The following is a 23,522-nucleotide window of genomic DNA, read 5'->3' on the forward strand; positions in this document are numbered from 1 at the left end:
CGCCCCGAGCCGCAACGCTTGCCAATTCTATTAGAGCGAGTATCGTGGCGTCATTGCTCGTCGATACCTTATTTCAGTGGCCACCTGCCCGGCCGAGTAGGCTTGCTCCGCTCGCGCCCGGTGTCTTGTGTTGTGGCCCGGCCATTGCGGGAGCGTCACATTGTCCGAACCAATCGCATTCGTGATGACCGGCGTTCGTCCGGGAGGAACGACCCGCGGCGCGCGCGGTCCGGCGCCGTCCACAATGGGACATCTGAAGGACTCCGTGATTGTGACGGCGCAACGCGGCGCCGGCGACGCGGTCATCAAGACCGCGGCTGCCGTTCCCGGCGAGGACATCGTCGTCATTGATATCGCAGGCGGGCCTTCGCTGTGGCTTCATCCCGAATCCGCGCGAGACCTTCTGCAAGCGCAGCAGGATCCGCTCGCACGCGGCGGACCCGCGTTCGGCTCGGGAGAGGTGCGTGTGCCCGGCCGGCTGCAGTGGCGCCTCGAGGACACCGCTCCGGTGTCGCGCGGCACGCGCAGCATGTTCGGCGACGTACAGGTGGGGGCCCTCCACATCGTCACCGGGCTGGTCGAGGACAAGGCGGCCGACTTCGTTGCCTCGAAGGTCGTCAAGTCGTTTGATTCACAGGTCGATCCGGGTGTCTATCGGCTGCAACCCGACAAGCTCGAGTCGCTCAAGGGGCACGCCACGTCCGCCATCGCCGCGGAGGACGGGGCGTCGCTGGTCCTGATCCACGGCACCTTCAGCCAAACGTCCGGCACGTTCGGCAAGCTCTGGACCGAGCACCCGCAGCGGGTGGCTTCGCTGTTCAAGTCCTATGGCAACAGGGTCTACGCCCTCGACCATCCGACGCTCGGCGCGAGTCCGATCGCCAACGCCATCACGCTCGCCGAAGCCGCGCCCAAGGGCGCGCGACTTCACCTGCTGACGCATTCGCGGGGCGGACTGGTTGCGGAAGTGCTGGCACGGGTGTGCGCCAATCCGCGCCTGTCCGATCTCGACCTGTTCAAGGACGACGGTTCGAGCGCGGCCGAGCTGAAAAGGCTCGCCGAGATCGTCTCGGACAAGCGGATTTCGATCGAGCGGGTTGTCCGCGTCGCCTGCCCGGCGCGCGGCACGCTGCTCGCCTCCAAGCGGCTTGACGCCTATGTGTCGGTGCTGAAATGGGCGCTCGAGCTCGCCCAGATTCCGGTCGCGCCGCAGCTCGTCGACTTTCTCGGCGAGGTCGCCCGCAGACGCGCCGATCCCGACAAGGTGCCCGGTCTCGCGGCGCAGATTCCGGACTCTCCGCTGATCCGCTGGCTGCACTCGGCAACGAACCCGATCGCCGGCGATCTGCGCGTCATCGCCGGCGATCTGCAGGGCGATTCGGTGGTGTCCTGGGTCAAGGCCTTGCTGTCCGACGCGTTTTTCTGGACCGACAATGATCTCGTCGTGCAGACGCGATCGATGTATGGCGGCTCGCCGCGGGAGAAGGACTCGACATTCGTCCTCGACCAGGGCGGCAAGGTCTCGCACTTCAACTATTTCAGCAACGCGCAGACCGCAGCGGCGGTGGTCGACGCCCTCACCAGGACGGGCGGTAGCTCCCCCGACGGGTTCAGCGTGATCGGCCCGCTCTCCTGGGCCGGACAATCATCGAGCGGGGCGCGCGCGGCACTGCCCACACGTCCCGCCAGCAAGGCGGCCGAATTGCCGGCGCTGTTCGTGCTGCCCGGAATTCTCGGCAGCAATCTCAAGATCGACGACGAGCGGATCTGGCTGGGATGGCGCGTCGTCAACGGCCTCAAGCGGCTCGCCTACCTTCCGGGCAAGGACAAGGTCGCGCCCGACGGGCCGATCGGCATCTACTACGACGACCTCGCGACCGCGCTGTTCAACGATCATGACGTCCAGCCGTTCGCATTCGACTGGCGGCGCCCGATCCTGGCCGAGGCACAACGGCTCGCCGCGGCGATCGCAACGGCGCTCGACGCGCGCAAGGCGTCAGGGCAGCCGGTGCGGATCATCGCCCATTCGATGGGCGGGCTGGTTGCACGCGCCATGCAGATCGTCGACCCCGCGACCTGGAACCGGATGATGGCATCCGACGGCGCGCGGCTTCTGATGCTGGGGACGCCGAACGACGGATCCTGGACTCCGATGCAGGTGCTGTCCGGTGACGACAGCTTCGGCAACCTCCTCGTCAATGTGGGCGCGCCGTTCGCCAGCAACGAGACGCGCCAGTTGATCGCCGGCTTTCCCGGATTCGTTCAGCTCCAGGCGGGCTTGCTGGATCGGCTCGGTACCGAGAAAGCCTGGAGAGATCTCGCAAAGTCCGATCTCGACGCGATCAGCGCGCGCAGCACGTGGCACAATCTGGGACTTCAGCTGGCTCAATTCCAATGGGGTATTCCGCCGCAAGCGGTGCTCGATGACGCCGTGGCGCTGCGTCGCAAGCTCGACAAGCAACGCGACCATGACCTGGTCTCCTGGGCCGACAGGCTTCTGCTGGTCGTCGGCAAGGCCGCAACCACACCCGCCGGCTACGAAAGCGCGAGCAATGGCGAGCGAGCGCTGGCCTATCTCGAAGTCGACGACGGCGATGGCCGGGTCACGCGGGAGAGCGCCGAGCTTCCGGGAGTGGCGACCTGGCTTGCGGATGCCGATCACGGCTCGTTGCCGCGGTACAAGGCCGCATTCGAGGCCTACCGCGAGCTTCTGAACACCGGCAGCACGGAGCGGCTCGCCCGGGTCTCCGCGGCCGGCGCCGCCCGGCAAAAGGCCGCTGAAGCCGCCGGGCCGGTCGCGCGAAGCCGTCCCGCCCGACAGCGGGTGCGGCAATCGCCGCCTCAGAGCGAGCTCGACGTGCTGTCCTCGGCCGTTGCGCGCGAACCGCAAACCGCGCCGCCTTCGGCATCCCTGCGCATCGACGTCGTCAACGGCGATCTCACCTTTATCGCCGAACCATTGCTGATCGGCCACTACCGGTCATCGAGCCTCACCGGCGCGGAAGCGGCGATCGACCGTGTCCTCAGCGGCGCGATGAGCGCGTCGTTGCAACGCGGTCTCTATGCCACGAGTCCCGGGACATCTCAGATCTTCCTCAATCTCACCCGCGATCCCGTCAAGCTGATGCCGCTGCCGGCGGCGGTGATTGTTGCGGGTCTCGGACCCGAAGGCGAGTTGCGCGGCTCGGATCGACGGCGTGGTTGGACGCAGAGAGAACTCGGACTAAAAATCGGAAGGGGCCAACCTCATGTGGCGAACTTTTTGCGCGGCCATGATCCGCTTTCGGAGTTTGCAACAAACCGTCTCCGTGAAGCACTGCTTGGAAAGAACTCACCATGATTGCCGCTGTTAAAACAGCCCCAAAACAGCAACGTCCTTGCGCGCGAGGTCGGCCATTCGAGCCTGGTCGCTCGGGCAATGCGGCTGGCCGACCCAAAGGCACGCGCAATAGGGCGACAGTGCTGTTGGAAGCTGTCACCGATGCCGATTTGGAAGCGATCCAGGCGAAGATCATCGACAAGGCAAAGGCTGGAGATCTCGCGGCCGCCAAGTTGATCTTTGATAGATTGCTTCCTCCACCCAAGAGCAGGGCAGTTCCGATTAAACTCCCCGCAATCGGACAATGGTACGGAAGCGAGACTGTGCTGTGCGCCTATCGCGAGATCTTCAGAGCTGTCGCAGAGGGAGATATTTCCCCAGAAGAGGGCCTTCAACTCGTCTCGTTGGTCGAAGCCCAGCGTGCCGCGGTGAAGGAACTGCGACCGGCAGCGATGGATCCCGAGCCAACGCCCGAACAACTCGCGGAGCGAAAACGCCTGGATGAGAAGATCGCGGAGAAGTTTAAGTCGCTTCTAGACGATTAGATGGTCGCCACGCGGCCCAAGAGCGCCACCTCTCTAGTGATAATTTGCGGTCAGCTCGCGCTCCATTTCATCGAGCTGTTGCAGGTACGAATCGCTGAGCAGGGTTCGGCAGGCTATGTCTAGGTCAGGCAATCCGATTTCGGAGCGAGCTCCCGCGACCGCCTTTTGCATATCTACGTCCGCTGCGAGCAACTCGTCTTGGGTGAGATGAACCGTCAACTTGGACATTGTCAGGAGCTGCGCGGTCCTAAACGTTCCCTGGTAACGATCACTTCGCAAACCACAAATCGCGGCCTTGTTCGCGAGTTCAGTCGCCCTAATGAGCGGTCGCATGGTTGCTTCATAGTCGAGGAGGGCCTGGGAAGCGTTGGACTGCGCTCGCGCCGCCGCCATTGCACCTCGTCGATCTTCATCAGTACAGCAAGACGATTCGATGCCCGGCCGCCACGGAGGGATAAGACCTGAGCCTGACTGGCCGTCGCCTTGACGAGGCGATTCATCTCGGCGATCACGACCTCCGATTTCGACGTATCTCCCGTAATAGATCAGCACTCCGTCATCGATCGAGAGCAATCGTCGCCGAAGCTCCCTCGCGCCCACGAGGATACTTTGAGGGGGCCCCACACAGCACCCCTCAATTAATGGGCCGGCTAAGTTCTCTCCCCTCTGTCCGATGATTTCGAGCACGTTAGCCGGCTGCCTTGCAGACCACCCCGAAACTTCAAGAATGTACCTACCAGCAGGCGGGGGACTATTTTTGGACAGGTCTTCGACGAATGGTCCTGCCGCGAAATTCCCGTTGACCACGGTGGCGTTCACGCTTGCCACTGTCTCTGCTGAATCCGCTGGTGACATTAGCGGCCAGCAGTCGTCTCCGCAGGCTGCAAGTCCGGCAGCAAGTCGTCGCGATGCATCAGGACGCCATGCCTTTCGAACCCAAACATGCAAGTTTGTGCCGTCGGGGAGGTTTGTGGTCCCGCGGACCCAAGGTCGGGGCTCATCGGTCAAAGAGACATTAATCCGCACATTAAGCAGTGGGTGGGCTTTCTCATCTTGCTGCGACGGTGCCGGCGCGCGGGAGCCCGCCATCTGTCCAGCTCCGATATTCGGCTCCTGCGCTGGCTTGCCCGTTGGAGCCAAAGCGAGATGGGCAATGCGACTACGAATTGCATCGGCCATGCAAGTTCTGGCCGTCACCAGAACATCTGTTGCCAAGGTTTCTTTGCCATCGAGGCCGCAACGCGCGTTTCTGTCCCTGATCCAAGAAAGTTGATCGGCAACTAACTGCGACTGATCGGGTTCCGGAAGCTGTGCCTTCTGCCTCTGAAACGCAGCACCAAGCGCGCCGTCGAGGCGGGTCAATTCAACATCTGCGCAAATGAGCCGGGCAGCCGCCGTCCTCGCTGTTGCGCAATCGAAACTCGGCTGGTCGGTCCCGCGCGGCAACTGTCCCCGCTCCTGCGTTGCCCCGGTGCGGACCCCAACGACCGCCGTCACTAAAACCAGGGTGAGGCAGCCGATTCTGCTGCGCGCCGGTTGGCTAGCTGCACTCGCGATGACCAGGGCCAGAATGGACCAAACGAACACAATGAAAAACATGATTGCCTGCGAAATATGCGGTGCAATTCACCGGGGAAAGGCACAATCAGAAGGACACAACGGAGCCGATTTTCTCCTGTTTTGGGAGAATCCGCCAGCCTGATGTTCATCGGAAGCCCGGGCTCCTGGGGCTTCCGAGTTGCCAAAATCGATTTACACCGCGCGTCACATGAAGCTGTGCGAGCTGCTGAAGCAGCAGCGCAAGGCAGCTGGGTTGACGCAAACGATCGTTGCGGAGCGGCTTGGCAAGCCGCCGTCGTATGTCGCAAAATACGAGGGTGGGGATCGCCGGCTTGACGTCCTAGAGCTGATCGACGTCGCGGCAGCGATCGGCTTCGATCCTTGCAAGCTGATACGAGCCCTGCGCTAGCGGGCCAAAGCGAAATGCAGCCCCGTGGTTCCTCGGTGGTTCCGCGGATACCGACCTTCTCGAGAAGGCATCTGCCCGCTCAAGAGAAGTAACGCCTTTTCAGTTGCTTAGCTGGTACAGTTGGGTGGGCTCGAACCACCGACCTCCTGTTCCACAGACAGGCGCTCTAACCAACTGAGCTACAACTGCATCCTGACGCGCGGCCCGCTCAAGCGGGGCGGCGATTTCGGGCGGAAACTAGGTGCAACGCCCGCCTTTGGCAAGCGCTTAACACGCCGATTTCCGCTCTTATCTCGGGCCGCTTAACGGTCCCCGTCCAGCAAAAAGGCCCGGACCGTCAAGGGCCGGGCCTTTCGCTGAGATCCTGCAGACCGCGATCAGGCGGCGGGCTTGTAGAACTTCGAGGCGCTGGCCTTGATCGGCTCGGCGGTCTCGCTGGCGACCTTCTGGCCGAGCTCGGCCAGTTCCTTGGCCTGCGCAGTGTAGGTCTCGAACTGCTTGCGGGCGTGCGAGGTCCACAGCTCGACCGCTTCGGTCGGCGACTTCACGCTGAACAGTTCCTGGGCGAAGTCGAGCGACGAGGTGGTGTTGGCCTTGAAGAACTCGATCAGCTTGGCCGAGTAGGCGCTGGCGCCCTTGCTCACCGAGGTGAACACGGCTTCGACCGTCGAGTTGTGGGTCTCGGCAGCGTCCTTGAACTTGGCGTAACTGTCGCGAGCCTGCAGCACGCCCTTTTCGGCGAACGCGCGCATCTGCTCGGGAACCTCGAACGGGATAATGGAGGCGGAGAACGGATCGGACGGGTTGGTCATACGTGTAATCCTTCGCAACGGGTGAGTAGATGTGACCATTGCGAACGTCCCGGAGCCAGCAGGCCGGGAACGTTGAAATGGATCACGCTGCCTTGATTCACGGGATTGCCCTTCGTCGGGCGCGCCTAATAAACACCCATATCATGTCAATATTGTGCAACGCAACGTGAGATCGCGTGCGACGCCACATTTTTTACGTGACGGAATATGGGGTTACCGCACCCAACCAGGATTGGGGGCCAAAATCAGCCTGAGTTTGGCCCCCGGGCCAGTCCTTCCCAGTTCGTGCCTCAGCTCTTGGGTTTGACCGCATCCATCGCCGCGCGGCTGACCGCCTGGCCCATTTCGCTGGCCTGCTCGGCGAGCGAGCGCATCTGGCCCTGCACATATTCGCTGTGCAGCCGCATCACCTCGGTGAGGTCCTTCGCCTTGAGCAGCGACTGGGCGTAGTCGAGCGACGACTGCACGTTCTTTTCCGCATAGGACAACGCCTTGGCCGACAGGTCCTTGGCGCCGGCGCGCATCGTGGCGTTGCGCTCCTCGATCTTGCCGGCGGTGTCCCTGGCGTTGGTCACGAATTGCTCGAAAGCCTTGCGTGCCTGATCGAAGCTTGCTTCCGCCATCGACCGCATATCCTTGGGGATCTCGAACTTGGGGATCTCGAAATGGTCACGCCCGTTGTCACTCATGGTCGTTCTCCCTCGCTTGGTGATCTGCCCGCCGCTTGGCCTTGCGGGCGCGCGGCAGGAATATCGCGGCACTGCAACCGCAAGTGTGACGCGGTGCCACCAGGCGCCGCAACACGCTGTCGCAGCCACTGCCTCTGCCCCGACAACGCTAAACCGCTGTGGATCGTTCAGCCAAGTTAACGTTATCCCGGCTTTGGCGGGGGCAGTTTGGCCGCGGACATGGACCTGCCGCCCCCCGCTTGCGATACTAACCTTCTGTTAAGGCTGTCGTCCTGCGGCTGCCGGGCCTTCGGCAAAGCTAGGAAGAAAGCCAAACCTATGCGGTCAAATCGTGCGTGATGAGTGACGCGGAATTCCAGATCCAGGCGCTCGGCGATGTCAGGCTGGCGGACCATGCGACGAGCTCCCTGCCGGCATGGCTGTGGTCGGCCGACGGCGCACGGATTCTGTGGGCCAATCCGGCCGGTGCGCAGGTATTCGGTGCCGCTAACGGCACCGAGCTGGCGAAGCGCGTCTTCGGTCCGGCCGATCCGCATCGCCGCCAGCTCGCACGGCTCGGCCCGAGCCTCGGCAGCAACGGCGCGGTGCGGCTGGAACGGCTGCGCGGCTTCGGCGCGGCGCCCGGCATGCTCGCGACCTGCGGCTGCATCCGCATCGAGCTGCCCGTCGGCAGCCAGGGCATCCTGATCTCGGCGCTCGATGCGACCGGCCGCAGCATGCCGCTTGCCGAGCGCTTGCTGCGCCTGGTGCAGGGATTGCCGCGTCCCGCTGCCGCCTTCACCAGCGACGGACTGTTGATCGCAACCAACGAAGCGGCACGTGCGCTGCCCGGCCTGCACGATCTCGGCGAAGCCGGTCTCGATGCGGCGCGCGACGAGGCGCTGGCGCAGGGCCGCGCTGCGGCGAGCGTTGCGATCGGCCGCGTCGTGCTGCAACGGATCGGCCGCGGCGCCGATCGCGCGCTGATCGCGCTGATCAAGCCGGCGCCGCATGTCGCTGCAAGACCTTCGGGACCGATCGTGCCTCAACCAATTGAGCCCGAGACGGCTGCGCCGACCGCACCTGAAGCGCCGGTATTATCAGCGGTGACGCCGCCGGAGACCGCGGCGACCGAGCCGCCGCCAGCGCCGCTCGCCGTCGAACGGCAAGCGGCGCATCACGAAGCCCCCGTGCAGGCCAGCGACGCGTCGGCCACCTTCACGCTGTTCGACGCACTCAACCCGACGCCGGAAGAAACCGCCGAGCCGATCATCAGCGTGCCTGAATCCGAACACGCAGACGTTGCTCCATCGCTCGCGTCAGAAGTGACGCAGGCAGAAGAAGCTCCCATCGCGGCCGCACCTCTCGACACGACACCCGACGACACTCCGGCGGTCGAGGAGCCGTTGTCGGAGGCGCTGATCGAAGCCCCTGCCGAAGCGCAGGTCGAAGCCGCGACTCTCGACACCACGCCTGACGAAAGCCCCACCGTCGAGGAGCCGCTGTCGGAAGCGCTGATCGAGGCGCCCGCTGAAGCGCAGATCGCAGAGCCTGCAGCGGAGCCTACACCTGTTCTCGAAGAGATCGCGCTTGCGCCGGCCGCGGAAACACCGGCACCGCCGGCCGATCCCGCCCCCTCGCCCTATGCGATCGCGGATCTGCCCGCGCCGCCGGCCGCCGAGCCGGAGCCCGCGACGTCAGCACCGGCAAAGCCGCCCTCCTGGCTCGACGAGCCGTTGCCGGTGCGACGGCATCCGCTGCGCTTCATGTGGCAGATGGACCATGAGGCGCGCTTCTCGCTCGGCTCCGACGAATTCACCCGCCTGATCGGGCTGCACACCGCGGCCGGCTTCGGCCGGCTGTGGAGCGACATCGCCGACAGCTTCGGGCTCGATCCCGAGGGCCGCGTCATGCAGGCGTTCGCCAGCCACGACACCTGGAGCGGCATCACGCTGCACTGGCCGGTCGACGGCGGCGGCCGGCTGCCGGTGGAACTGTCCGGCCTGCCGGTATTCGACCGCAACCGGAATTTCGCCGGCTATCGCGGCTTTGGTGTGTGTCGCGATCTCGACGGGCTTGCGCGACTCGCCGCGTTGCGACGCTATGAGTTCTTCAGCGGCGCGGTCGCGCCGCAATCGCTGTCGGCCGATGTCGCGCCGGCGCCGCGCACCGCTGCGCCGCCCGGGCCCGCCGCGCCGCATGACGATCCTCCGCCGCATGCGGAGCCGCCGCCCGATACGACCGCAACAGCACCACCCGAGGAATTGACCGAGCCTGCAGCAGAGACTTCACACCAAGCCGATCCGGATCACGCCGTGGACACGCACGAGGACACGCACGAAGTGCGTCACGACCCGCCACCGAATGTGGTGCCGTTCCGCCCCGCCGGCGACGCGCGGCCGCCGTCGCTGACGCCGGTCGAGAACAACGCGTTCAACGAGCTCGCGCGCCAATTGTCGGCCCGGCTCGAAAGCGAGGCCGGCCTCACTGCTGCGACCAACGAGGCCGCCGCCACCGCGGAACCGGTTGCCGACGAGCCGCACGCGAACGAGTCGCAGCAGGAGCCGGAAACCGTGCTCCAGCACGAAAAGGCTGCACAGCAAGAAACCGCCGCGCAACGCGAGACGCCGGCAGAGTCGCCAAAGCCCGGCTGGCTCGCCGCCGCCGAGCCCGCGCCGCGCGCCGACTCCCGACGCGACCGCACGCTGCTCGATCTGTTGCCGGTCGGCATCCTGGTCTATCGGCTCGACCGCCTGCTCTATGCCAACCACGCTTTCCTCGCCCGCATGGGCTATGACAGCCTGCACGCGCTGGAAGCCGCCGGCGGGCTCGACGCGCTCTATGTCGAGCCCGGCGTCTCGCAGGCGAGCAGCACCTCCGGCACCGGCACGCCGGTCACGATCTCCGCCAACCAGAACGCCCAGGCCGAGCAAGTGTCCGCGGAAGCGCGGCTGCACACCATCAGCTGGGACGATGACGCCGCGCTTGCACTGATCTTCTCGCGCACGCTCGACGAGGACACCGCGGTCGCCGCCGCGCTCTCCGATCCCGAACCGGAGGCTGCAGCAGAGCCGCTGCTTGCGCCACCGCCGCCGCAGGCCGGCCACGCCGACGCCGAGGAGCTCGGCGCCATCCTCGACACCGCGGCCGAAGGCATCATCATGTTCGATGCCGAAGGCAACATCCATTCCTGCAACCGCAGTGCAGAAGCGCTGTTCGGCTATGACGGCAGTGAGTTCGTCACGCATAACCTCGCCGATTTGTTCGCGCCGGAGAGCCAGCACGGCATCTTCGACTATCTGGCGAGCGTGAAATCATCCGGCGTCGCCAGCCTGCTCGATCACGGGCGTGAGACGCTCGGCCGCGTCCGCCAGGGCGGCATCATCCCGCTGTCGGTGACGATGGGCCGCACCCGTGCCGACGGACCGAATTTCTTCGCCGTGTTCCGCGACCTCTCGCAAACCAAGAAGAGCGAAAGCGAGGTGCGCGAGGCGCGACGGCTCGCCGAGCGCGCGGCGAACGCCAAGACCGACATGCTGGCGCGGATCAGCCACGAGCTGCGCACACCGCTCAACGCCATCATCGGCTTTGCCGAGGTGATGATCGGCGAGCGCTTCGGCGCGCTCGGCAACGAACGCTATGTCGAATACATGAAGGACATCCGCGCCTCCGGCGAGCGCGTGATCGCGATCGTCAACGATTTGCTCGACCTGTCGCGGATCGAGACCGGCAAGCTCGACCTCGCCTTCACCAGCCAGAATCTCAACGAGATGGTGGAGAGCTGCGTCGCGGTGATGCAGCCGCAGGCCAATCGCGAGCGCATCATCATCCGCACCTCGCTCGCGCATACGCTGCCGCCGGTCGTCGCCGATGCCCGGGCGCTGCGCCAGATCACGCTGAACCTGATCGGCAACTCGATCCATCTCGCCAATGCCGGCGGCCAGGTGATCGTCTCGACCGCGCTGTCGGATTTCGGCGAAGTGATGCTGCGGGTGCGCGACACCGGCCAGAGCCTCAACGACAACGAGGTCGCCGCCGCGCTCGAGCCGTTCCGCGCGCCAACGCCATCCGATCAGGCCGGCTCCGGCGGCGTCAGCCTGTCGCTGACCAAGGCGCTGGTCGAAGCCAATCGCGCCAAATTCCAGATCCGAACCGGCGGCCGCACCGGCACCTTGATCGAGGTGACCTTCGCCCACGCCGCCGCAAGGGCGTGACCCTCGGCGACACGCGAGCGGTCAACAGCTTCCTCGCTTCAGCGTGAGAGACGCACCAGCGGACCTTCCCACCCTCCCCCGCAAGGGAGGAGGGAGCCTCACCGGCGTGCTCGCTTCACGAGAACGGAGCACGATAGCCGAGCCTGCTTGAAGCAAGGATGTCGCGTGCGCGATCGAGGTCGCCATAGATTGCTAACAGAGGAAGCGATTTGATCGACATGTCCGTGGCTCCGAGCCGCAGCTGCACGAGCCGAGCCATGCGTTCGAGAACCGCGATCGCGCGCTTTGCCGAGCGCCGATGCATGGCGAGGGCACAAAGCCCCCGCCATCACACGTTGCGCTACTCCGCGCCCGAGCCGCCCTGCACGATCTTCTCGTTCAGCTTCTGATCGACGGTCTCGACCGTGCGGTCGATCTCCGCGCTGGGCGTGCCGAGCTGATGCGAGATCAGCTTCACCAGCAGGTCGACGCGCTCGATGAACGGCGCGCCGGCGGCGACCGCGCGGGCCGCCGAGGACGGCTTGAGCAGGCTTTCCGCCGCCTTGGCATATTTTGCGAACGGCACCTGGTCCGCAGGATCGGCGCCGAGCTTGCGCGCGATGCCGTCGACATGGTCGTAGATCGCCTGCGAGCGGTTGAGATCGCTGTGCACGGCGTCGCGGATCGATTGCAGCTCTGTCGGCGTGATGCAGCGATAATTGCCGGTCAGCAGCATCGACCATTTCGCCAGCGGCACGAACAGCGACGAGAAGACCTTCAGCTTCACCGGCACGTCCTGGCCGTCGAGCGTCACCGCGTCGATGTCGGCTTCGAGCTCGCGCAGCACCTTGTTGTGCTTGTCGTCGGCGAAGGCGGAAGCCTTGAAGTTGGTCGGCAGGCCGACATGCAGCACATTGGCCTTCTCCTCCGGCGGCCGGAAGGCCTGCGGATCCGGCGAGCACAGCGTGACCAGGCCCGGATCGAAGCGCTCCCACACCTGGGCGTTGGTGTAGGCCTCCTCGAGGTCCATGCCGGCCAGCGTGGGAATCCGCTTCAGATACGGCAGCGGCGGCATGTTCATGATCGACAGGCACGGCAGCTTGGCTGCTGCGATCTTGATCATCAGCACGCGAACCGTGTGGTTGGTGTATTGCGGCTCCTGCATCGCAAGTCCAACCATGTCGTAGCGCGACACGTCGACATCGGCGGGCGTCACGGCGTCGAGCTTGCCGGGCAGGTCGCGCGAGAAGATCGAGCGGTGCTCCTTCTCGTCGCGCAGCTTGATGCGGACCTCCGTGCCTTCGCGATTGATCAGGTCGGCGGTGTTCTTGCGGCACACCAGGGACACGTTGTGCCCGGCCATCAAAAGCTTGGTCCCCAGCAGGGAGCCGTAGGAAGCTCCAAGGATCAGAATGTTGCGCGCCATGCTCTGTTAAGCCCTTCTCTCCAAAATTCTGCCCTGAGGGTGATGCCGGCTGCTGCCCGGTCGATCTTGGCCGTCCAGCGTGTCCCCGGTCCGGCGTCCGCCACATCACCCCTCGGACAACACGGTCCGGCTGGTGTATGGTATGCCACCGTCTATCGCAGATCGACAGGCGGCTGCCAAGGGGATTATCTCGGGGATTATCTCGCCTGCGGACTTTCGTTCCGCGACCAGGAAGGGCATTCGAGCTTGCAAGTCGCCGCCGATCCAACGGACCGGGCTGAAGAAATCCTCGTCTCAGCGTCCCGGCTGTTTGCCCGCCACTCCTATGCCAATGTGACGATGGAGCAGGTTGCGGCGTCGGTCCGGGCGGTGCCGGGCGCGCTGTACCACTATTTCCGCGACAAGGAAGATCTGATCTTCCACTGCTATCTACGGGGCCTCGCAATCTACCGGCACGAGATCGAGGCGGCCGCCGAGCCCGGGATCGACGGGCTCGAGATCGTCAGACGCTTCGTGCGCGGCCGGCTCAGGCCGGAAGGCCAGCGCATGATCCTGTTCAGCGATATCGATGCGCTGGCTGCGCCCTACAGCAGCGAAGTTCATGCCAGGCGCTGGCAGAACGCTGCACTGCTCGCGGACATTCTCAAGCGCGGCGTCGCCGACGGCTCGATCGCCTGCGACGAACCGCTGCTCGCGGCGGTGGCGCTGATCTCGATCCTGGACTGGGTTCCGTTCTGGCTGTCGGAACGCGATTATTACACGCGGCAACAGGCGATCGATGCGATCGACGACATCATCACCCACGGCGTGTACCGGCGCGAGATCGCCATGCCCGCAATGCCCGAACCGCTCAGCCTTGCACCGTTCCTGGAGTCCCGCGCCGCGTTGAACAAGCGGGCCGCGAAGTTCGACAGGATGCTGTCGATCGCCTCCGACAGCTTCAACCGGCGGGGTGCGTCGGGCACGTCGCTCGAGAGCATCGCGGTCGATGCCGGCATGACCCGCGCCGGCATCTACTATCATTTCAGCGAAAAGGAGAGCCTGCTGCTGGCGTGCCTGCGACGCGGGCTCGCCGGCGAGGTCAGCATCCGCGAGCATCTGCAAGCGCACAGCCTTGGCCCATTCGATCACATCGTGCAACGAATCCGCCTGCTGCTGATGCTGCACGACACGCCCTGCGGTCCAAAGGCGACCTACCACAACATCAACTATCTCAACGACGTCGACCGCAAAGCCTATGTCGGCGACGTGCTGGCAACGATCCGGCAGGACCAGAACAGCTATCAGCGCTGGATCGACGAGGGCCGCTTCCGCCGCATCGATACGTATTTCGCAGAACGGATTTTGACCGGAATGGGCCATTGGTATCCGATCTGGTTCAGGACCAGGCGCGACTGGACTCCGATGCAGATCGCCGATCATTTCGCGCGGCTGTTTCTGGCAGGCCTCAAGCCGCGCCGATATCCGGCCTGAACCGCTTCCCCCTTCCCTCTGAAAGGGGGGAAGGTCGGGATGGGTCAGCCCCGGGCGATGCTGTATGTTGAGAGAGCCGGTTTAGAGCGAGACAGCGCCGGCGTCAGTTCCAAACAGCGAAGCAATACGAACGCCGCCCTCTCATCCAAAAGTTTACCTGCAATTCAAAACAGCGACCAATTCCCAGCCGATTCCGGCTTCGTATAGCCTATAACATCATGGTACCGCCCGCTAAAACTTGACGCAGTATTCAAAGCGAAAGTTGCGAAGGCTCGGCAATTGGGGTTATGAGACGGCCTCGATCGCTCAAGATCAAGAAACACAAGCAAGGGAGAACGCAGGATGCATAGGCTGATCGTTGCCGCCGCGGCAGCGCTGACGGTGTTGGGAGGCGCGGCGTCCGCGCAGGAAAACCTCAAGATCGGCTATATCGATCCGCTCTCCGGCGGCGGCGCCAGCGTTGGCGAAGGCGGCCTGAAGACGTTCCAGTATCTTGCCGAAGAATTGAACGCCAAGGGCGGCATCCTCGGCCACAAGGTCGAGATCGTGCCGCTCGACAACAAGACCAATCCGCAGGAAAGCCTGGTGCAGGCGCAGAAGGCGGTCGACGCCGGCGTCCGCTACATCACCCAGGGCAACGGCTCATCGGTCGGTGCCGCGCTGGAAGACTTCGTCACCAAGAACAATTCGCGCAACCCCGGCAAGGAAGTGCTCTACTTCAACTACGCCGCGGTCGATCCGAGCATGACCAACGAGAAGTGCAGCTACTGGCATTTCCGCTGGGATGCGAACTCGGACATCAAGATGGAAGCGCTGACCAACTACATGAAGGGCCAGACGTCCATCAAGAAGGTCTACCTGATCAACATGGACTATTCGTTCGGCCAGTCGGTGCGATCAACGGCGCGCAAGATGCTGGGCGAAAAGCGGCCCGATATCCAGATCGTCGGCGACGAGTTGCACCCGATGCTCAAGGTCACCGACTTCTCGCCCTACATCGCCAAGATCAAGGCGTCGGGCGCCGACACCGTCGTGACCGGCAATTGGGGCCAGGACTTCGCGCTGCTGTTGAAGGCCGCGGCTGATGCCGGCCTGAAGGTCAACTGGTACACCTATTATGCCGGCGGCGCCGGCGGACCGACCGCGATCAAGCAGACCGGCCTCGAGAACCAGGTGTTCCAGATCAGCGAAGGCGTGCCGAACTCCGGCAACAAGGCGGCGATGGAATTCGAGAAGGACTTCCGCGCCAAGACCGGCATTTCCGTGTGGTATCCGCGCGCCGTCAACGAGATGCGGATGTTTAAGGCGGCCGCCGAGAAGGCCAACTCGATCGATCCGGTGAAGGTCGCGGCGGCGCTCGAAGGCCTGAAGTTCGAGGTGTTCGACGGCGGCGAGGGTTTCATGCGCAAGGACGACCATCAGTTCTTCCAGCCGATCTACATCTCCTCGTTCGGCGGGCTCACCGACAAGGCCAAGGAGCCGTTCGACGAGGAGAACACCGGCTGGGGCTGGCACATCGTCTCCAAGATCGACACCGAGCAGACGATGCTCCCGACCACCTGCAATATGAAGCGGCCCTGATCGGCCGCCTCTCTCTTCATTCCGGGGCGATGCGAAGCATCGAACCACAGATGCGCAATTGCGCATCGGGGAATCTCGAGATTCCGGGTTCGATGCTTTCGCATCGCCCCGGAATGACTGGTGAACTCCCTTTCCTCGACAGGTCTTTGATCACGTGAACCGTTCCCAGTCTCAAACGGGTGCCCCGTGGCTGAATTGATCGTCATCTCGACGCTCAACGGCGTCTTGTTCGGCATGCTGCTGTTCCTGCTGTCCAGCGGGCTCACCGTCATCTTCAGCATGATGGGTGTGCTCAACTTCGCGCATGCCAGCTTCTATATGCTCGGCGCGTTCTTCGGTTATCAGCTCACCCGCTGGATCGGATTCTGGCCGGCGCTGGTGATCGCGCCGCTCCTGGTCGGCGCGGTCGGCATGGCGGTCGAGCGCTACGGCCTGCGCAACACCCACAAGCACGGCCATGTCGCCGAGCTGCTGCTGACCTTCGGTTTGGCGTTCGCGATCGAAGAGATCGTCTCGATGATCTGGGGCAAAAGCCCGGTCGATTATCGCGTTCCGGCGGTGCTCGATTTTCCGGCCTTCACGGTGTTCTCGACCAATTATCCCGCCTACAAGATCTTCATGCTGGTGGTCTCGGTCGTGATCTTCATCGCGCTGCTGGTGACGCTGAAGCGGACCCGGGTCGGCCTCATCGTGCAGGCCGCATTGACTCATCCGAGCATGGTCGGTCATCTCGGCCACAATGTCGGCCGCGTCTTCATGCTGGTGTTCGGCGTCGGCAGCGCGCTTGCCGGCCTTGCCGGCGTGATCGCCGGTCCGTCGCTGGTGACGCAGTCCGATATGGCCGCGCTGCTCGGCCCGATCCTGTTCGTCGTCATCGTGTTCGGCGGCCTCGGCTCGCTGCCCGGCGCCTTCATCGCGTCGCTGCTGATCGGGCTGATCCAGACCTTTGCGGTCGCGCTGAACGGTTCGCTCGCCAGCGTGTTCGGCCCGCTCGATCCGAGCCTCGGCTCCACGCCGCTCACCGACATCTGGAACGTGACGATCGCGCAGATCGCGCCGATCCTGCCCTATCTGCTGCTGGTGCTGGTGCTGATCTTCCGCCCGATGGGCCTGTTGGGGACGCGTGAGTCATGACGAACGCTGCCACGCCCGTCTCCGCCGTGACCAAACAGGAATCCGGCGGCGCCCTCGGCTTCTATGGCGTCTGGCTGCTCGCGGCCATCGCGCTCATCGTGCTGCCGCTGGTGTTCTCCTCCGGCGGCTCGCTGACCTCGTTCAGCCTGATCGGCATCGCGATCATCTTCGCGCTGTCCTACAACATCCTGCTCGGCCAGACCGGCCTGTTGTCGTTCGGCCACGCCGTGCAATACGGCCTCGGCGGTTTCCTTGCCGTGCACGTCATGAACGCGGCCGCCAGCCACAACTGGCCGATCCCGCTGCCGGTGATCCCGCTGGTCGGCGGCATCGGCGGCATGGCGTTCGCGTTGCTGGTCGGCTGGGTCATGACCAAGCGCGCCGGCACCGTGTTTGCGATGATCTCGCTCGGCATCGGCGAGCTGGTCGCCTCGTCGTCGCTGATCCTGCGCAGCGTGTTCGGCGGCGAGTCCGGCATCACCACCGACCGCACGGGCCTGATGCCGCTGTTCGGCTGGACCTTCGGGCCGCAGATCCAGGTCTACTACCTGATCGCGTTCTGGGTGATGGTGTCGGCGATCGCGATGTACGCGCTGACCCGCACGCCGCTCGGCCGCATCTGCAACGCGGTGCGCGACAATCCGGAGCGCGTCGAGTTCATCGGCTACGATCCGCATGTGGTGCGCTATCTCGCCTACATGTTCGCCGGCTTCTTCGCCGGCATCGCCGGCGGGCTGACCGCGATCAATTTCGAGATCGCCAACTCGGCCTATCTCGGCGCGACGCAGTCGGGCCTGGTGCTGTTTTCCGCCTTCATCGGCGGCACCGCCTACTTCTTCGGCCCGATCCTGGGTGCCATCCTGGTGACCTATCTGCAACTCGGGCTGACCAGCGTCACCTCGGTCTGGCAGCTCTATTTCGGCATCATCTTCATCGGCATCGTGATGTTCGCGCCGGGCGGCATCGCCGGCATCCTGATGAAACACCGTCCGCTGATCCGCGCGGGCACGCTCGGCACCGTGATCCCGTCCTATCTGGTCGCGGCGATCCCGACGCTCGCGTTTGCGCTCGGCATCATCCTGACCATCGAAACCGTGGCACGCTTCTCGGGCGGCGACCCGATCAACCTGCTCGGCATTCCCTTCGTCGCCACCGCGCCGACGACCTGGGCGGCCGCGGCGGTTCTCTTGGTCGGCGGCTTCCTGGCCGCACGCCTCACCTGGCGGCGCGTTGCGGAGGCCTGGGATCGCGCCGCGACGGTGGCCCGTGATCGGGGGTATCTCGCATGACCGCTGCCATTCACGTCAACGCCGTCGAGAAGAGTTTCGGCAATGTCCGCATCATCCGCGACCTCAACCTGAGCGTCGCCAAGGGCGAGCGTCACGCCATCATCGGCCCGAACGGCGCCGGCAAGTCGACGACGTTCAACTTGATCTCCGGCCACATCAAGCCGACCTCGGGCGAGATCCGCCTGAACGGCGAAGTGACCTCGGGCTTGCGGCCATTCGAGATCAACCGGCGCGGGCTGTCGCGCTCGTTCCAGGTCACCAACGTGTTCGCCCGTATGACGGTGTGGGAGAACGTCCGTTGCGCCGTGCTGTGGGCGACCGGGCACCGCTACGCGTTCTGGAAGAACGTCGACGATCTGCCCGAGGTGAAGCAGCGCACCGCGCAGATTCTCGACGACATCCATCTCAGCCATCGCCGCGACGTGCCGGCGGGCCTTTTGACTTATGCCGAGCAGCGCGAGCTCGAGATCGGCATCACCATCGCCGGCGGCGCCAGCGTCATCATGCTGGACGAGCCGACCGCGGGCATGAGCCACGCCGAGACCGAGCGCGCCGTCGCGCTGATCCGCCGCCTCACCGAGGGACGCACGCTCGTCATCGTCGAGCATGACATGAGCGTGGTGTTCGGCCTCGCCGACCGCATCTCGGTCTTGGTCTACGGCCACATCATCGCCTCCGGCACCCCTGAGGAGATCCGCGGCAATCCGAAGGTCAAGGAAGCCTATCTCGGCGAGGAGGTCGACTGATGCTCGAGGTCAGGAATCTTCACGCCTATTACGGCAAGAGCCACATCCTGCAAGGCGTCGATCTCGACATCGCCGCCGGCGAGGTGGTGAGCCTGCTCGGGCGCAACGGCGTCGGCCGCTCCACCACCGTCAAGGCGATCATGGGCGAGGTGCCGCCGCAGGGCACCATCCGCTTCAAGGGCCAGGACATCGTCGGCCTGCCGAGCCACAAGATCGCCCGCCTCGGGCTCGGCTATGTGCCCGAGCACCGCGACATCTTCCCGGGGCTGACGGTGCGCCAGAACCTGATCCTCGGCATCAAGGACCCGCGCCGCCCGGGCAAGTGGCGGCTGCAGGAGATGCTCGACATGTTCCCCAATCTGGCCGCGCGCGCCGACACGCCGGCCGGCGTGCTGTCGGGCGGCGAGAAGCAGATGCTGACCACTTGCCGCACCCTGCTCGGCGATCCCGAACTGATGATGATCGACGAGCCGACCGAAGGGCTGGCGCCCTTGATCGTGCAGCAGGTCGGCGAGCTGATCGCACGGATCGCCAAGGCCGGCGTCGCCATCCTGCTGGTCGAGCAGAAGCTCTCGATCGCGATGAAGATCTCCAACCGCGTCTACATCATGGGCCACGGCCGCGTCGTGTTCGAAGGCACGCCGGAGCAGCTGAAGAACAACGCCGCCATCCGTGAGGAATGGCTGGAAGTGTGAAGCGGGAGCGGCCTCGTCATTGCGAGGAGCGTAGCGACGAAGCAATCCATGCTTCGGCACGGACGGAGCGATGGATTGCTTCGCTCGCAATGACGGGGAGGTATCGCAGCTCACACGGGTCGGCATGATTTACCCCGGCCGGATCAGCGCCACGACATCCCCCGCGCGCAATGTCTGCCCCGGTTTCACCGGCACCGACGCGATGCGGCCCGCGGCGGGCGAGAGCACCGAGATTTCCATTTTCATGGACTCGATGATGGCGAGCACGTCGCCGGCCGCGACCGCGGCGCCCTCCTCGACCAGGATCTTCCAGATATTGCCCGGTACTTCGGAGAACGCGCCGATCTGGCCGTCGGGAATGCCGGTCGTGACGGCACCGGCATCGACCTGTTCCGCCGGCGCTTCGTCGAGCTTCATCTCGCGCCAGCGCTGGCGCTCGGCGTCGAATGCGGCCTGCTGGGTCGCCTTGAACCCGGCGATCGATGGCTGCGTCGCAACCAACTGCTTCGCGTAGTCGGCGTAGGAGAATTCGCCCTGCTCGATCCTGATGTCGTATTGCCCGTGCGGGAATGCGGCGCGGGCGTCCAGCAATTCATCGGCATCGACCGGGAAGAAGCGGATCTTGTCGAAGAACCGCAGCAGCCAGGGGTGGCCGGGTTCGAACACGGGAGTGGTGCGCCAGGTGTTCCAGACCTGGATGGTGCGGCCGAACAGTTGATAGCCGCCCGGCCCTTCCATGCCGTAGATGCACATATAGGCGCCGCCGATTCCGACCGCGTTCTCCGGGGTCCAGGTCCGTGCCGGATTGTATTTCGTGGTCACGAGGCGATGCCGCGGATCGAGCGGGGTTGCCACCGGCGCGCCGAGATAGACGTCGCCGAGACCGAGCACGAAATAGTCGGCATCGAACACGATGTGGCGGACGTCATCCTCGCTGCCGAGCCCGTTGATACGCCGGATGAACTCGACATTCGAAGGGCACCATGGCGCATCCGCGCGCACCAGCTCCTGATACTTGCGCATCGCGAGCTCGGCTTGTGGATCGCGCCAGGACAACGGCAGATGCACGGTTCGGCTCGGCACCCGCATCGCATCGACTGGCGGCAGTTCGCGCTCGATCTTGCGCAACAGGTCGAGTAGCTTGCCACGCGACAGCGCGCTGCCGTCATAATGGATCTGCAACGAGCGGATGCCGGGCGTCAGATCGATCAGGCCGCCGAGCCTGGCCTCCTCCAGTGCCTGCGCCAGCACATGCACGCGCAGCCGCAGCGCGACGTCGAGCTCCATCGGTCCGTATTCGACCAGCAGATTGTCGTCGCCGGCGCGGCGATACACCACCGGGATCGGGCCGTCATCGTTGCGGCCGATGATCGCCGATCCCAACTCGGGCGCCTTCAGAACCGTCGGTCCTGCTACCGGATCGTCGCGCCTGACCGGTACGAAGCGAACAGTGTCGCCTGGCCGGAGCTGGCCGACCTTCCAGAGCTCGTCGCGCGCGACGACTGCCGGACAGACGAAGCCGCCGAGGCTCGGTCCGTCCGGCCCGAGGATGATCGGCATGTCGCCGGTGAAGTCGATCGAGCCGACCGCATAGGCGTTGTCATGGATGTTCGACGGATGCAGCCCGGCCTCGCCGCCGTCGGCCCGCGCCCAGCGCGGCTTCGGCCCGATCAGCCGGACGCCGGTGCGGGCGCTGTTGAAATGCACCGCGTAATCAGACGCGAACAGCGTCTCGATGTCGTCGTCGAGGAAGAAGTCCGGCGCGCCATGCGGGCCATAGATGACGCCGATCTGCCAGGCCGACGTCAACTCTGGCCGCTCGTCCGCCGTAGCCGGCCGCGGCGCCGCAAGGTCAGGCCTCCCCGCACCGACATGCAAGACATCACCGGCCTTCAGCGCGCCCGTCGCATGGCCGCCGAAGGCGCCGAGCGCAAACACCGCGCGTGATCCGAGGATCTCCGGGACGTCGATGCCGCCACGAACGGCGAGATAGCTACGCTGGCCCGGGCCCTTGATGCTGCCGATCGCAAGCGTCTGCCCCGCGCGGACCGCAACCGGTTCGTGATAGGCCACATCGGCGCCGTCCAGCGACGCCTTCATCCGCGCGCCCGACAGCGCGACGATCGCATCGGTGTTGAAGCGCAGGGTCGGACCGTTGACCGTCAGCTCCAGCGCAGTCGTCGTTTCCGGATTGCCGACCACGCGATTGGCGAGGCGGAACGAGCGTTCGTCCATCGGGCCGCTCGGCGGCACGCCGACGTGCCAGAGATGCAGCCGGCCGGGCAGTTCCTGCACTCCGCTCTGGGCACCGGGTGCAACGACATCGATGGTGTGCGGACGATAGGCGAAGGCGCCGAGCACACTGGTCGCGACCTGGCCGCTGCGGAACACGTCGGACGCAGCGATCGCGCGCAGATAATCGAGGTTTGTCTCGATGCCGGCGACGACCGTGTCATTCAGCGCATGCGTCAGCTTTGCAATCGCGGCATCGCGGGTCTCCGCCGACACGATGATCTTGGCCAGCATCGGATCATAGAATGGCGTCACCTCGGTGCCGGTCTCGATCCAGCCGTCGATCCGCGCGTCGCCAGAGAAAGCGACCTTCGTCAAGCGGCCCGCGCTCGGGCGAAAGGCGGCGCCCGGATTCTCGGCGTAGAGCCGCACCTCGATCGCCGCGCCCTTTGGCGTGAGCGCGCCGGCCTGAGCCAGCACGTCCTCGCCGGCGGCCTGGCGGATCATCCATTCGACCAGGTCGACGCCGGTGACCTGCTCGGTGACGGGATGCTCGACCTGAAGCCGGGTGTTGACCTCGAGAAAGTAAAAGTCCTCGCGCTCGACGTCGTAGATGAACTCGACCGTACCGGCGGATTCGTAATTGACCGCCTTGCCGAGCGACACGGCCGCGGCGTGCAGCCGCCGCCTGATCTCGGCGGAGAGGCCCGGCGCGGGGGTTTCCTCAAAGACCTTCTGGTTGCGCCGCTGCAGGGAACAATCACGCTCGCCGAGCGCGACCACATCGCCCTTGCCGTTGCCGAAGATCTGCACCTCGATGTGGCGCGCCCGGGCCACGAAGCGCTCGAGATAGACCCGCGCGTCGCCAAAACTCGCCCGCGCCGTGCGCTGCACGGATTCGAAGCGCTCGCGCAGCGTCGCCATGTCGTGGCAGAGCTGCATGCCGATGCCGCCGCCACCCGCCGTGCTCTTCAGCATCACCGGAAAGCCGATCCGCTCAGCCTCGCGCACCGCCTCGTCGATAGTCTCCAGCAGGCCGGAGCCCGGCAGCAGCGGCACGCCGCTGGTTTCGGCGATCTCGCGCGCCTTGTGCTTGAGGCCGAAGGCGTCAAGATGTTCGGGCCGCGGCCCGATGAAGGTGATGCCGTGCTCGGCCAGCCGCTCGGCAAAGCGGCGGTTCTCCGATAGGAAGCCATAGCCGGGGTGAACCGCCTGCGCGCCGGTGGCAAGGCACGCCGCCATGATGGCATCGACGTTGAGATAGCTCTCGGCCGCCGGCGCCGGGCCGATCCGCACCGCCTCGTCGGCATCGAGCACCGGCCGGGTGAAGCGGTCGGCGTCGGAATAGACCGCGACCGAGCCGATGCCCATATGACGCAATGTTCTGCCGATCCGCCCGGCGATCTCGCCGCGGTTGGCAATCAGGACCTTGCTGAACAT

General features: G+C 65.0%; 15 protein-coding genes and 1 tRNA gene. 10 read left to right on the forward strand and 6 right to left on the reverse strand.

Features of this window, described 5'->3' with window-relative positions; translation table 11 throughout:
• Positions 1-160 precede the first annotated feature (160 nt).
• The gene (locus tag ACVMB0_RS02540) at positions 161-3,340 is read left to right on the forward strand and encodes a DUF7379 domain-containing protein (protein WP_461345219.1); all 3,180 of its coding nucleotides are present in this window, start codon (positions 161-163) and stop codon (positions 3,338-3,340) included.
• On the forward strand, positions 3,337-3,864 hold the full coding sequence (locus tag ACVMB0_RS02545; protein WP_461345220.1) for a DUF5681 domain-containing protein: 528 nt from the start codon (positions 3,337-3,339) through the stop codon (positions 3,862-3,864). The genes ACVMB0_RS02540 and ACVMB0_RS02545 overlap by 4 nt, the downstream gene beginning before the upstream one ends.
• 33 nt (positions 3,865-3,897) lie before the next feature.
• Here ACVMB0_RS02545 and ACVMB0_RS02550 read toward each other — a convergent pair whose 3' ends face one another.
• Positions 3,898-5,463, reverse strand: a complete 1,566-nt coding sequence (locus tag ACVMB0_RS02550) for a lysozyme inhibitor LprI family protein (protein WP_461345221.1) — start codon at positions 5,461-5,463, stop codon at positions 3,898-3,900.
• A 139-nt stretch (positions 5,464-5,602) separates the two neighbouring features.
• Here ACVMB0_RS02550 and ACVMB0_RS02555 point away from each other — a divergent pair, with 139 nt between their 5' ends.
• Entirely contained in the window at positions 5,603-5,833 is a 231-nt protein-coding gene (locus ACVMB0_RS02555; RefSeq protein ID WP_461345222.1) for a helix-turn-helix domain-containing protein, read from the forward strand.
• Between the two features lie 112 nt (positions 5,834-5,945).
• On the opposite strand, the gene ACVMB0_RS02560 is transcribed toward ACVMB0_RS02555, so the two are convergent.
• The 3 genes from ACVMB0_RS02560 to ACVMB0_RS02570 form a co-directional block, all read right to left on the reverse strand.
• Positions 5,946-6,022 (reverse strand) — tRNA-His (locus ACVMB0_RS02560).
• 188 nt (positions 6,023-6,210) lie between these two features.
• Positions 6,211-6,645 carry a phasin gene (locus tag ACVMB0_RS02565; RefSeq protein WP_456752361.1) on the reverse strand — a complete coding sequence of 145 codons (435 nt, stop codon included), beginning with the start codon at positions 6,643-6,645 and terminating at the stop codon, positions 6,211-6,213.
• Positions 6,646-6,935: 290 nt separating this feature from the next.
• Positions 6,936-7,334 (reverse strand): phasin family protein, encoded by a 399-nt coding sequence (locus ACVMB0_RS02570; RefSeq protein ID WP_456752360.1) that lies wholly within the window; start codon positions 7,332-7,334, stop codon positions 6,936-6,938.
• Between the two features lie 338 nt (positions 7,335-7,672).
• Here ACVMB0_RS02570 and ACVMB0_RS02575 point away from each other — a divergent pair, with 338 nt between their 5' ends.
• The gene (locus tag ACVMB0_RS02575) at positions 7,673-11,527 is read left to right on the forward strand and encodes a PAS domain-containing protein (RefSeq protein ID WP_461345223.1); all 3,855 of its coding nucleotides are present in this window, start codon (positions 7,673-7,675) and stop codon (positions 11,525-11,527) included.
• 340 nt (positions 11,528-11,867) lie between these two features.
• On the opposite strand, the gene ACVMB0_RS02580 is transcribed toward ACVMB0_RS02575, so the two are convergent.
• The gene (locus tag ACVMB0_RS02580) at positions 11,868-12,932 is read right to left on the reverse strand and encodes a ketopantoate reductase family protein (RefSeq protein ID WP_461345224.1); all 1,065 of its coding nucleotides are present in this window, start codon (positions 12,930-12,932) and stop codon (positions 11,868-11,870) included.
• 246 nt (positions 12,933-13,178) lie between these two features.
• On the opposite strand from ACVMB0_RS02580, the gene ACVMB0_RS02585 reads away from it, so the two are divergent.
• The 6 genes from ACVMB0_RS02585 (at position 13,179) to ACVMB0_RS02610 (ending at position 19,850) form a co-directional block, all read left to right on the forward strand.
• Positions 13,179-14,405, forward strand: coding sequence for a TetR/AcrR family transcriptional regulator (locus ACVMB0_RS02585; protein ID WP_461345225.1), 1,227 nt, complete (start codon positions 13,179-13,181; stop codon positions 14,403-14,405).
• A 342-nt stretch (positions 14,406-14,747) separates the two neighbouring features.
• Positions 14,748-15,986 (forward strand): branched-chain amino acid ABC transporter substrate-binding protein, encoded by a 1,239-nt coding sequence (locus ACVMB0_RS02590; protein ID WP_461345226.1) that lies wholly within the window; start codon positions 14,748-14,750, stop codon positions 15,984-15,986.
• Positions 15,987-16,172: 186 nt separating this feature from the next.
• Positions 16,173-17,120: a branched-chain amino acid ABC transporter permease gene (locus ACVMB0_RS02595; RefSeq protein WP_456752354.1), complete on the forward strand. Its 948-nt coding sequence runs from the start codon at positions 16,173-16,175 to the stop codon at positions 17,118-17,120.
• A complete protein-coding gene (locus ACVMB0_RS02600; protein ID WP_461345227.1) occupies positions 17,117-18,409 on the forward strand; it encodes a branched-chain amino acid ABC transporter permease in 1,293 nt (430 codons plus the stop codon). The genes ACVMB0_RS02595 and ACVMB0_RS02600 overlap by 4 nt, the downstream gene beginning before the upstream one ends.
• Positions 18,406-19,155 (forward strand): ABC transporter ATP-binding protein, encoded by a 750-nt coding sequence (locus tag ACVMB0_RS02605; RefSeq protein ID WP_456752352.1) that lies wholly within the window; start codon positions 18,406-18,408, stop codon positions 19,153-19,155. The genes ACVMB0_RS02600 and ACVMB0_RS02605 overlap by 4 nt, the downstream gene beginning before the upstream one ends.
• A complete protein-coding gene (locus ACVMB0_RS02610; protein ID WP_212011943.1) occupies positions 19,155-19,850 on the forward strand; it encodes an ABC transporter ATP-binding protein in 696 nt (231 codons plus the stop codon). The genes ACVMB0_RS02605 and ACVMB0_RS02610 overlap by 1 nt, the downstream gene beginning before the upstream one ends.
• 129 nt (positions 19,851-19,979) lie before the next feature.
• Here the strand turns inward: ACVMB0_RS02610 and uca are convergent, their stop codons facing one another.
• Positions 19,980-23,522 (reverse strand): urea carboxylase, encoded by a 3,543-nt coding sequence (uca, locus tag ACVMB0_RS02615; RefSeq protein WP_461345228.1) that lies wholly within the window; start codon positions 23,520-23,522, stop codon positions 19,980-19,982.

The organism is Bradyrhizobium sp. USDA 4451 (assembly GCF_054822585.1).

What these genes read in the sequence shown, in the direction of transcription:
- ACVMB0_RS02545 (WP_461345220.1), top strand. Translation starts at nt 3,337, where the DNA reads ATGATTGCCGCTGTTAAAACAGCCCCAAAACAGCAACGTCCTTGCGCG.
- ACVMB0_RS02550 (WP_461345221.1), bottom strand. Translation starts at nt 5,463, where the DNA reads ATGTTTTTCATTGTGTTCGTTTGGTCCATTCTGGCCCTGGTCATCGCG.
- ACVMB0_RS02565 (WP_456752361.1), bottom strand. Translation starts at nt 6,645, where the DNA reads ATGACCAACCCGTCCGATCCGTTCTCCGCCTCCATTATCCCGTTCGAG.
- ACVMB0_RS02570 (WP_456752360.1), bottom strand. Translation starts at nt 7,334, where the DNA reads ATGAGTGACAACGGGCGTGACCATTTCGAGATCCCCAAGTTCGAGATC.
- ACVMB0_RS02575 (WP_461345223.1), top strand. Translation starts at nt 7,673, where the DNA reads ATGAGTGACGCGGAATTCCAGATCCAGGCGCTCGGCGATGTCAGGCTG.
- ACVMB0_RS02580 (WP_461345224.1), bottom strand. Translation starts at nt 12,932, where the DNA reads ATGGCGCGCAACATTCTGATCCTTGGAGCTTCCTACGGCTCCCTGCTG.
- ACVMB0_RS02590 (WP_461345226.1), top strand. Translation starts at nt 14,748, where the DNA reads ATGCATAGGCTGATCGTTGCCGCCGCGGCAGCGCTGACGGTGTTGGGA.
- ACVMB0_RS02600 (WP_461345227.1), top strand. Translation starts at nt 17,117, where the DNA reads ATGACGAACGCTGCCACGCCCGTCTCCGCCGTGACCAAACAGGAATCC.
- ACVMB0_RS02605 (WP_456752352.1), top strand. Translation starts at nt 18,406, where the DNA reads ATGACCGCTGCCATTCACGTCAACGCCGTCGAGAAGAGTTTCGGCAAT.
- ACVMB0_RS02610 (WP_212011943.1), top strand. Translation starts at nt 19,155, where the DNA reads ATGCTCGAGGTCAGGAATCTTCACGCCTATTACGGCAAGAGCCACATC.
- uca (WP_461345228.1), bottom strand. Translation starts at nt 23,522, where the DNA reads ATGTTCAGCAAGGTCCTGATTGCCAACCGCGGCGAGATCGCCGGGCGG.